Origin of the sequence: Microcoleus sp. T3_B1 (assembly GCF_036700445.1) — a bacterium.
In the GTDB taxonomy this organism is placed as follows: domain Bacteria; phylum Cyanobacteriota; class Cyanobacteriia; order Cyanobacteriales; family Microcoleaceae; genus Microcoleus.
This window is the reverse complement of record NZ_JAUBOX010000140.1, coordinates 1-10,942: the sequence shown is the minus strand read 5'-3', so window position 1 is coordinate 10,942 and position 10,942 is coordinate 1. Positions and strand designations below refer to the sequence as shown.

Annotated in this window: 6 protein-coding genes; 1 reads left to right on the top strand and 5 read right to left on the bottom strand. The window is 48.8% G+C overall.

The window, feature by feature from the left end:
- The 3 genes from QT990_RS34475 to QT990_RS34465 all read right to left on the bottom strand — a co-directional run.
- A partial coding sequence (locus tag QT990_RS34475; RefSeq protein WP_333300989.1) for a hypothetical protein occupies positions 1-189 on the bottom strand: 189 nt, incomplete at its 3' end.
- A gap of 412 nt (positions 190-601) precedes the next feature.
- The gene (locus tag QT990_RS34470; RefSeq protein ID WP_445305473.1) at positions 602-3,343 is read right to left on the bottom strand and encodes a family 10 glycosylhydrolase; all 2,742 of its coding nucleotides are present in this window, start codon (positions 3,341-3,343) and stop codon (positions 602-604) included.
- 589 nt (positions 3,344-3,932) lie between these two features.
- Entirely contained in the window at positions 3,933-6,671 is a 2,739-nt protein-coding gene (locus QT990_RS34465) for a DEAD/DEAH box helicase (protein WP_333147716.1), read from the bottom strand.
- A 300-nt stretch (positions 6,672-6,971) separates the two neighbouring features.
- Here QT990_RS34465 and QT990_RS34460 point away from each other — a divergent pair, with 300 nt between their 5' ends.
- A complete protein-coding gene (locus QT990_RS34460) occupies positions 6,972-8,105 on the top strand; it encodes a succinylglutamate desuccinylase/aspartoacylase family protein (RefSeq protein ID WP_333147718.1) in 1,134 nt (377 codons plus the stop codon).
- 238 nt (positions 8,106-8,343) lie between these two features.
- Here the strand turns inward: QT990_RS34460 and QT990_RS34455 are convergent, their stop codons facing one another.
- Positions 8,344-8,568 (bottom strand): hypothetical protein, encoded by a 225-nt coding sequence (locus QT990_RS34455; RefSeq protein WP_333147720.1) that lies wholly within the window; start codon positions 8,566-8,568, stop codon positions 8,344-8,346.
- A gap of 159 nt (positions 8,569-8,727) precedes the next feature.
- Positions 8,728-10,942: phosphodiester glycosidase family protein (locus tag QT990_RS34450; protein ID WP_333466337.1), on the bottom strand; the 2,215-nt coding region annotated here is incomplete at its 5' end.

Sequence of the window (10,942 nt, the reverse complement as noted above, 5' to 3'; positions counted from 1 at the left end):
GTTGACTGTTGACTGTTGACTGTTGACTGTTGACTGTTGACTGTTGACTGTTGACTGTTGACTGTTGACTGTTGACTTGGTGTCGAAAAACTCAATGGTTGACTGTTGACTGTTGACTGTTGACTGTTGACTCGGTGTCGGAAAACTCAATGGTTGACTCTTATCCGATGCAACGGGAAACGATATCACTCATTATCAAATTGTTTGAGTTCGACGTTTAAGAGTTTTGAGGACTTCCGTCCTCACTAAGTAAGTAGGTGCAAATAAACATTACATGGTTCGGGCGGGTGAGAGGACTCATCTACTCGCTTCGATCGTGGATCTTAACTCAACCCTCCCTGATAAGATACTATGGTTATTTGGCGATGACCTACTTACAAACTTAAAGTTCGCGATCGCACTTCGACTCAAGACAGGGGGTTTCGGGTTCGCTCAACCACCGGGTTTTTTACTGAATCTGCGAGCTCGAACCAAGTATTGCTGTGAAAAAACCAAGGTGAGGATTACCTGTGGATCGTGAACTAACTTAATTAGAGTACGATCGCCCAAATGTTAGCACGATCGCACTATCCACAGCAGCACACACCCGAAAAATCTATATTTACCTGCGATTCAACTCCATCCTTTCGCCGTAACGTAAAAGCATATTCAAACTCTCCAAACGATTTTGCCAAGTTTGCACCTGATAGCTATTTTCTGCAGAATGCAAGCGCATCGAAGATTGAAATTGAGATTGAAAACTCCCCAACAATCTTTTAGCAGTTGCTAAACTTTCTCTCGAAGGATTTGCCGCCAACTTGCTCAAAGCTTGCGCCAATTCATCGGCTCGACTTTGCAAAACTTTTAGTTCAGATTCCGACACCCGCAACTGATTGTTAGCCAACAAAAAACTCCATTCCTGCTTGAGAGCAGTATACCGCGAAGCCGCCGCCGCAAACGGCTGTCGGTAAGGAATCGGCTCTGCAGCAGAAGTGGAACGCACTGGCGGGCCTTGAGTGCGGTTAAAAAAGCCCTGCATCCCGCTGCTGATACTTTCCACCGCAAAAATAGCATAGCCCCCTGTCGGCAAATCGCGCAAAGCTTGAATTTGGTCGATCGCCACAACTTCCGGGAGAGTCAACAACTTAACCGACGGAGAAATCAAAGCCGAACCGAGCATTTGTTCCTTTACCAGCGGTTCCGTAATGCGCTGAAGTCGGTTCGTATCCAAAGCATAAGTCATCGGCACAATCAAATCTACAATACCTTGACGAGCCCAAACTTCCCAATTTTGCTGAATTTTGTAAATCCGCTGACTTTCCGGGTGAGGAAACACCGCCACCGACAGAATAGTGCGCGGATAATTCTGCCGCAAAAGCTGAGAAACTTCAGCTACAAAACTATTAATTTGATTAGTTTTAAACTCAACCCACTGCCGCCATAAACTGCCGGAACTCGGCGAAATATTCACCGGATCTACACCAGTCAACTGCTTAAATTGCTGCCTCCCCGCAATACCGTAACCGTAAGTAAAATTCGCATTGTCATCTTGAAAAGGATAGCGAATATAGTCTAATTGCACCCCATCTACTTTGTAGTTGTTGGCAATTTCGCTGACAATTTGCAGCAAATAATTACGTGCTTCCGGATTCGCCGGATCGAGATAAAATTTACCATCGTTAGGATTTTGCCTGCGTCCTTTATTGTCAATATTTGCCCAATCTGGATAAGCGGAAAGCACCGGCCCAGGATAAGAACTAGGCTGGCCAATTAAAGTATTGTGGCGCTTATTTCCTGTGGCAAAAACCCAAACCCAAGCGTGCAGTTCCATGCCTCGCTCGTGGGCTAATTTAACCGCAGATGCTAGCGGGTCCCAGCCAACAGTCAGGGGATTTTGTTGCGGTGCAACTTGACTGGGATAAATGGGATATCCGGCATTCAAAGTTTCAAAGAAAACAGTATTGATACCGGCGGCGGCGAGTCGATCGAACACTGCCGCCAAACCCTGTTCAGATCGCGCTGCGACGATCGTCCCGCGATCGAGCCAAACCGCGCGAATTTCCGCCCCAACGCGCTGCCCTTCCTTCGGGTAATTTTCCCACAGCAACTGCCGCGCTTCCACCCACTGCGATCTCGCCTCCGCGTAGTTTTGCTCTTGCAGGAGTTGGTCGAAAGTTTGCAGAACCTGCCGCGCTTGGGCGATCGCCCGTCCCCTGATCGCTTGCAGAACAGGGGTGCGGCTGGCTGCCGGGCCGCCACCGCCCTGTTCTGCAGCCAGCAGTTGAGGGGAGGTAGCAGCATTAAGATTGATGGCGGTATTGGCTGAATTAGATGCTGTCAAGGCGCTTTCAAACCGGCCGAGGAGGTTAGTGAGTTCTTGGCGCATCAAGTACGCTTCAATGCTGACGATCGGCTTATTGGAATTGGGCTGCACGTCCAAACCCGCCGGCGCCGACTGATCGGAAGGGTCTGTAAAAGTTGCAGGTACTGGATCGGGAAGCGAGCCAGAGGGAGAAAGTCGGCTCAGCGGGGTACTACGCGGCAAACTAGGGCTGTTTCTACTGACTCTGGAGGGGGGACTTGGCAGTGGGATCCCGGCAGCAGTGGGCGGCGCGGAGGGCCCAGAAGCGATTGTGCCTCCCCAGCGGGCGATCGAGGCTTGCAGCCAAGCCTTATCTACATTTGCCGAACCCTCGCTACCCCAGCGCCAGCCGAGATAGGTAGCGCGATCCGTGGCGATGGCTGCGGAGGAACCGGAACTATCTTTCCAAGTAGCAATAGTTTGACTGTTTGCATCAGCCGGAATCAAGACACCGCCTTGGACTGAGGCATTTTTTTGTTCTGGGGGCATCCAACTGCTAGAAGTAGTGCAAGCGAGATCCCGACAGCGGCTGCGCGGTTGCGGCGTCGCCGGTTGGGTTAACGGAAAAGCCCAATAGGCCCCAAGGAGCGATCGCAAAGATTGGCGCACCAAAGCCGGGGAACTGCGGCCGACTGGGCCCGAAGCAATCAAGCGGCCGCCCTGGGAGACCCAAGCTTCTAAAACTTTAATTTGCGTCGGACTCAAAGTTTCAATATTGGGTAAAAACAGCACGTTAACGCCTGTTAAATCCGCCAAATTTTTGATTTCTTCGAGATTGATTGGTTTGTAAGCAATGCCGCTTTCCCAGAGGCGCGTGGTAATCTTTACCCAGTCGGGAGAATTCTCGGAACTGCGAACAACGCCCAGAACTACTTCTGCGAAACTCGGAGAGGGAAATAGGATGAAGAGATTGAGTAACGTACTCGCTAGAGTTCCAATTAAGACTCTTTGCAAGAAAGTGAAAAAGCGAATTTTTTGAACCTGGGAGCAGGCATCAGGCATTTGAACAGGCTTTTTGATTTGTTGCATAAATATGAGAATTACTCACCACACCGCTAAAGAAAAATTTAATAACAATTAAGAGCGATCGATCCGCACCATACAATTGTCTATCCTGTTCTGCAACCTGAATCAGGAAAAAGTGCGATCGATCGATTTTAGATTTTGGATTTTAGATTCTCGATTAAAATGTGGGTGCATTTGCTTGAAAAACCAAAAATACAATTTAGATGCGGGACAGTTGACAGCCCGTTGGTGTCAACAAACACGTTAAACCGACCGTCTCTCTTGTTTGTAGCGAAGTCTAGATCCCCCCTAACCCCCCTTAATAAGGGGAGTAGGGGGTGGGACAGGAGTCTGCTCAAAGTCAACCCCTACTCCCCTTATTAAGGGGGGAAAAACAGAGACCGGACAAATGCGGTGCAAGGGGACAGGAGTCTGCTCAAAGTCAACTCCTACTCCCCTTCTTAATGGGGATTTAGGGGGATCTAGACTCGGCTACAACCCTGATTTAGACATGGTTTCAGGCTTAACTTGACACTAATGCTTACAGTCAACAGCCAACAGTCAACTGTCAACTGTCAACAATTTTCTAAGTTGCAGCTTCATTCACCGGAAATCTATCGATTAACTGCATCGCCCGACAAGCATTCCTCCGCAAAGCATCCGAAACATGAGGAACATGAGGAATCTGAGACAAGAAATCCAAAGTCCGGCGCAAAATCCGCACCACATCCCCTTCATCCAAACTCGTATGGCTAATCAGTTCCAGCCATTCAACACCCAGAGCCCACTGCTCAACCAAAGTCACTAAATCCCGTTCCAGCCAAATCGGGATTGCAGCTTCGTGGCGGTACTGCACTTGAAACAATCGGCGGCGCAGGCCTTTTTGTAGATTGTCCAAAGGTGCCAAAACTTCCGGCGACAGCGAGTAGTGAGTCCAACTGTCGGGCCTGGAAACTTCTGTAACTAAGGCCGCGCAAGCAGCAGCGAGGTGGTGGGGGTCGAGTTCGTCAAACTCTGCAGACATCAGGGACAAACCCAGCCACAGTTCGTTATCGCCACGAATGGCGGCGCAAGCTTGGCCCAAGATTGTGGGTACCAACCTGTCGGAGGAGTCATCTCGGTTTCCAGTTGCCGAAACTACTCTTTCCAAGCAGCCAAAATTCAGCAAGATGTCGATTAAGTTGAGAAATTGCTCCCAGTAGCGAGCTCGTTGCTTTTCTAACTCTTGTTCGCTTTTGCGGATTTCTTTTTTCAATTCTTCCCGGCGGCGCTGGCGTTTGAGCAAAGTACCGGGATTGCCCCATTCTAGAACCGGGTGAATTTCTAGCTTAGCTTCTACGGCTGCGATTTTCCGCTGTTGCTCGATCGCCTCTGGGCTCGGTTCTGGTGCGGGCAATTCTGGGATCGATGCAGCAATTGAAGCAGTTTCTTCATTTGCCAAGCGGCATTGGCCGAGTCTCAGGAGCATTTCCGACGGCGGGTTCAAGGTATCTGCAACGGTCAAGCGGGGTAATTCGGCGTGCAGACTCGCGACATCGCTAATGGCGACGACATACCAGCGGTTATCTTTGCCCAAGCACACCAAATTTGGTGCTTGGCCGGAACCTGGGATTTTGGCAACCAATACGGCGGGTACAGGATTTGTGTGCGATCGTTTAGCTGTCGGAACGTGCTTGCCTTTGAGACTCAGAACCGTGCCGAGCACTGCAAAAGCCACAGCTACGGACATCTCCTTAAATCTGGCTTCTTCAGCTTGCTGCAATAGAGTTTTCAGCAAACGTTTGTCTTCTTTGAGTCTTCCCTGCAATTTTTCGTAATGAGCGAGCTCTTTTTCCAGGGTGGAGACATTTCCTCCGGCCGCCAGGGACTGTTCAAGCACCGCCAATTCTGTTTGCAATCGGTCTAATTCTTCTTGCTGCGGCTGCAAGTACAAGGTAGACAGGTATTGACCAAAACTCCGCTCTACCAACTCTTGAGCTTCGTCGAGAGTGTGAGTTTGCAGCAAATTCAGCACCATGCCGTAGCTGGGAGTAAACTGACTGGCGAGGGGGTCGGCTTTGGCTGTTGCCAAATACGAGGCTTCTTTTGCGCCTTCAAAGCGCGTCTGAACTGCGACCACGTGCCCCAGCTTGTCCATGCCCCGCCGACCCGCCCGACCGGCCATTTGCAGGAATTCTGAAGCGTTTAGCAGTCGGTGTCCCTTGTCGGTGCGCTTGGACAGGGTGGAAATGACTGTGGTGCGGGCGGGCATATTAATCCCGGCTGCTAGGGTTTCGGTGGCAAATACGACTTTTATCAAACCTCTGCCAAAAAGTTCTTCTACTAAACCTTTCCAAGCGGGCAAAATGCCTGCGTGGTGGGCGGCGATGCCTTTTAAAAGTGCTTCTTTTTGACCGAAGCGTTCTGCTTCTGGGTTTCGCTGTAAAAAATCGTCAATGATGCGTTTGAGTTCGGCTGTTTCGGCTTCGTTAACTAGGGAGAAATTGCCGACTTCTGCGACTGCTTGGTCGCACCCGCGACGGCTGAAGATGAAGTAAATTGCTGGTAGCATATCTCGATCGTCCAACCGAGCCAAAACATCGGTCAAACTCGGAGTGGGGATGCTGCCTCTTTCTACTTTTTGCTGCTTCTTTTTGGGGACTAATCGGACATTGGCTCTTTTGCCGGTGTCGTCTAGCAGGGGAAATATCCCTTTTTGGTTGGCGAAGTGGAATTGCAGCGGTACTGGCCGAAAGTCTGAGTAGACGAGCTCTGTGGGCCCGTGGACTTTGTTAATCCAGTCTGTGAGTTGGTCGCTATTGGCAACGGTTGCTGAGAGGGCGAGCAGTTGAATTTCGCTCGAACAGTAGATGATGGATTCTTCCCAGACGGTACCACGCTGGCGATCGTTCATGTAGTGACACTCGTCGAGCACCACGGTTTCGACTCCGGTGAGGGAAGTACCGACTTCTCCGATCGGCGTACCGTAGAGCATATTCCGAAATATTTCGGTAGTCATCACCAAAATCGGCGCATCTCGATTGACGGAGATGTCGCCCGTCAGCAAACCTACGTTGTCGTCTCCAAATTGACTGCGGAAGTCGCGCAGCTTTTGGTTAGAGAGTGCTTTGAGGGGAGTGGTGTAGAAGACGCGCCGCCCTCTGGAGAGTGCTTGATGGATGGCGTATTCCCCGATTAACGTTTTCCCAGAGCCTGTGGGAGCGCACACGACAACGGATTTACCTGCATCGAGGGCGGCGATCGCCTCTCTCTGAAAGTTATCTAGCTCGAAGGGAAATATGGTCTTCAGATCCAGCTCTGGGCGGTTCTGGGCAGTGTCTGGCACAAGGATTATTATAAGGTTGCAGGGTAAGTATGCTTAAATCTTGCTGAAAGCAAGTCAGCAGAGGACTGTATTGATTTTAGACCAACGCCCGCAAATCGGCTATGAAGGAATAAGTCTGTTGGCAGTTGGCAGTTGGCAGTTGGCAGTTGGCAGTTGGCAGTTGGCAGAAGAAAGAAAAAAATTTTGCCTTCTTCCCTCTCCCCTCTTCCCTCTTCCCTCTTCCCTCTTCCCTCTTCCCTCTTCCCTCTTCCTGACATCCGTTACATCCGTTACATAATCCGTTGCCGAACTTCCTTCTCTATGATTCCAGTTATTTCGACTATTCCTGTGGTGCAGCTTGCTTCGGGCGATCGGCTTTCACTGCAAGTCTATCAGTTCCAAGGTGCGATTCCCGGCAAAAAAGCTTATCTCCAATCTAACCTGCACGGCGCTGAGATTAGCGGTAATGCTGTGATTCACCAATTAATTGAGTTTTTAATGTCTTTGGACAGCAGTCAGCTAAGCGGGGAAATTTGGCTAGTTCCTGTTTGTAATCCTGTAGGTGTCAGTCAGCGATCGCACCATTTTTCTCCTGGTCGCTTCAATCTTTATGATGGGGTAAATTGGAACCGGATTTTCTGGGATTTTGAAAAACAAGGGGAAGATATTCTGGGTTTTGCTAATGCTCACATCCATCTCGATGCCGATACTGTCAAAGTTAATTACAGAAAAGCGATTGCTTTGAGTTTTGCCAAAGAGTTGGAAAAAATTAATGCTCCTAGTTGCGCCCCCTACAGCCAACTTTACCGATATCAGCTACAATCTTTGTGTTTGGATGCTGACTACGTGCTGGATTTGCACAGTTCTACGAATCAAAGTTTAGATTACCTTTACTGTTTTAATTCCCGCGAGGACAGTGCGAAAGCTTTTTTGCTCGATCGGGCAATCTTGATGAACGAGTACGACGGCGATGCTTTTGACGAGGCGTTTCTCAAGCCTTGGCTGGCTTTGGAGAAGATTTTAGCAGAGTTGGGAAGTGCGATTCAATTTGACGTGGAAGCTTGGACTTTAGAATTAGGTTCGGGGATGGAAATGAATCCCGAGTCTGTGGCGAATGGCTTGCGGGGCATCAAAAATTACTTAGCCAGTAAGGGTTTATTGAAAATAGATGGATTTCCTCTCCCGAAAACTGCGAATCATCACGTTATTTTTACCCCCAAGAATTCAGTGTTCAAATACTACGCGCCGGCGGGCGGGATGATTCAAAATCGAGTGCAATTGGGGAGTTATGTCAAAAAGGGCGATCGGCTTTATCAAATTCTCAGCTTTAATAAGAATGGGGAATTTCCGAGTTTGGTTGATGTTTGTGCTGAGTCGGATGTTTTCATTTTTGATGTTTCGACAAATCAGTCAGTAAATCAAGGAGAGTATGTGTTGTCTGTGATGGCAGATTGAGTTGTGTGAAGATTGTAGGGGTTCTCGCATTCGGGCGAGAGATTTTGAGGCTAACCCAAGACTTTTAGATCCGAATGCGAGAGTCCAATCCACAATGATAACAACATTCTGTAGGGGCGGGTTTTACCCAAAATCTCAGCCTAAGACCAATAATCTCATAAACCCGCCCCCACCCAACTGTAAATCTCAATCTACCTCTTGCAATAAAAAAGTTACAGTGTCAATATGAAATCAATTATCATATACTATTGAATAGGGCTTGTTTAAATTCCGCTGCACTTTGATAATAAATATCAGGATTGTCAATTAAAGCGCGATCGATAACTGTAGCTAGCGGTTGAGGAATCGCAGAAGTGCGATCGCGCACAGGAACCGCATCATTTTGTAAAACCGCCAAAAACAGGTCTTGCTCCTGCAAATTGCGCGGGGAATATCCCGTTATCATCACATACAAACAAGCCACTCGATTTGCGATTTTGGATTATAAAAACTTCTACTCCCCCCCTGCCCTAGCCCCTTTAATAACGGGAGAACAAGAGTTTGTAAGGTGCGTCAGTGGGGAGATTCTCAATTTTTGAGAAGATAACGGACGCTGACGCACCCTACAATTTAAGGTGACGGTTTATGGTTGAATGAAAATACCGATCGCATTATGAACTCTCGCAGCAGTAGACGGAGGTCGATCGAGCAAACTACCTCCCAAATACAAACTCGTCGAACTTCCCCCATCCAAATTTAAAGCCTCCACAGCACCCATTTGCTGCAATATCTGCGCCAGTTCTGCGAAATTTGGCCCCGCCCCGCCCGCACGATTGTGCACCGCTACAATCAGCAAATTCCCCGCAGCAGTTCGCCCGATCGCACTTCTAATTGCTGTCTGTCTAACATAGGCATCGCTAAACCCTTCTGCCTTAGCATCCAGCACAACTTGACTGTTTTGTACCAATACCGGCCCGCCGCCCAGAATGTACGGAAAACGGTTGAAATCAGCAGGAAAAGTGTTAGTTTCTAAACGCAATAAAGTGCCGATGGAGAGTTCAGATGCAGGAAACAAATCGGCACGCAAAGCCAAAATATAACCGTTAGCTGGAATGGGAAAAGTTGTTGTTCCCGCCGCACCTCCGGGGGATTGGCTGACAACTCGCTCGCCCGCAACTGTCACAACTATTTCATTGCCAGACAACGGAGTATAAGTTGTTCCCCAATCAGAATTGTAGCGACCGATTCCCGGTTGTACGTAGGCACTATTGAGATGAGAAATCGGCAAAATTTGATTTGCCGAAGTGATCGCAGTTTCTTGCAAAGTTAAACGATCGATCGCAAATTCTCCCCGATCGTTCCATGCGATCGCCCCCCGGTTCAATATCGGCCCGGAAAGCCATTTATTTTCCCGCCGAATTGCCCCTAAAGCTAAGCGATTAATTCGATTGAAAAAACCTGCATTAATCGCCGCCGCCGCACCCGAAACTTCTGCTGTTTGCAATAAAGGTGCAGTGCCTTGATCGGCAGGCGGATTGCTGAGAATTGGTCTAATTTTTACACCAGCTTGACGCGGATTAACTTCTAACCAAACTACTGGAAAACGCGCGGTTCCTAAATTCTGATACTGCTGCCGCCACTGCACACCGGGAGCCCAAACAATGTTTTTTTCTACTAACGAATCTGGGCGAATGTCGATAACTAATCGATTGGGATTTCCCAGGGTGAAAACTTGCGGCCGCCAACCCAAAGGAATCGTCACTTTGACTTTGGTTTGAACGCCGTCAGGTTCGACTTTTAGTGATAGCAATTGTTTGCTGGTTGAGAAAGTCTGCTGAATTATGGCGGGTGCGACTTTGGCATCGATCGCGATCGACCATTCTTGACCGGCGATCGGCGCTGCGGGCGTTATTTGCAGCGGGAGAGCGGGTTTGGTCGGGTCGTCTGGTGTTTCGAGGTTTGGCGCTGTGCGGAGGCTTGGGATTGGGATAGCGGGCTTTGTGGGGTCGTCCGGGGGGTTGGGTGTGGGTGTCGGCGACGGGATTGGTTTATCGACAAAGTTGACTTGCCAAGGGGTTGGTCGATCGATATCTACTACAATGCGATCGCCCGATTCTATTTCTGCTTGCCGAATTCCGGTAACACTTGCAGTTTGAGAAGTAATTTTTAGAATATTCCCATCAGCAGATATCTCCCAGCCCGCAAGTCTAGCAAAATCGGTAACATCTAAGTAACGATACGAGCCTGTTGCCCGCGCTGCTAAGCTTTGAGCGCCGATTAAAGATACCGAAAACCACTGCACCGGTTGTTTGATACTGTCGGCGCTGCTAAGCAAATCCACTCCCGCACCTTGCATCAATCCAACGTCAGCAATCCAAGTTCGGAAATTCCCAGAAGTGCTGTTTGCCGGCTGCTGAGTCCAACTTAGGGGGAGAATGCGGCCGTTTAGGGACACTTGGCGGCCTTGTTTGATTATCGAAGATGGCGGTACAGATTGAGCCAAAAACCTATAGTCCGACAGGGAATGAATTCCCTGTCTCATAGCTGAAGTCCTCTCAAGAGGACTATCTGTCAATATTTCAGTCGGTTTTAACTGAGATATTGCACCATTTTCAATTACTTGTTTAGCAACAGGCAAGATGCCTGTTTCACAAGAAAATTCACTCTTTGTGGAACGGGCATCTTGCCCGTTTTTGAGAATGGTGCAAGATGCAAGTTTTAACTGAGATGTTGCACCATTTTCAATTACTTGTTTAGCAACAGGCAAGATGCCTGTTCCACAAGAAAATTCACTCTTTGTGGAACGGGCATCTTGCCCGTTTTTGAGAATGGTGCAAGATGCAAGTTTTAACTGAGAT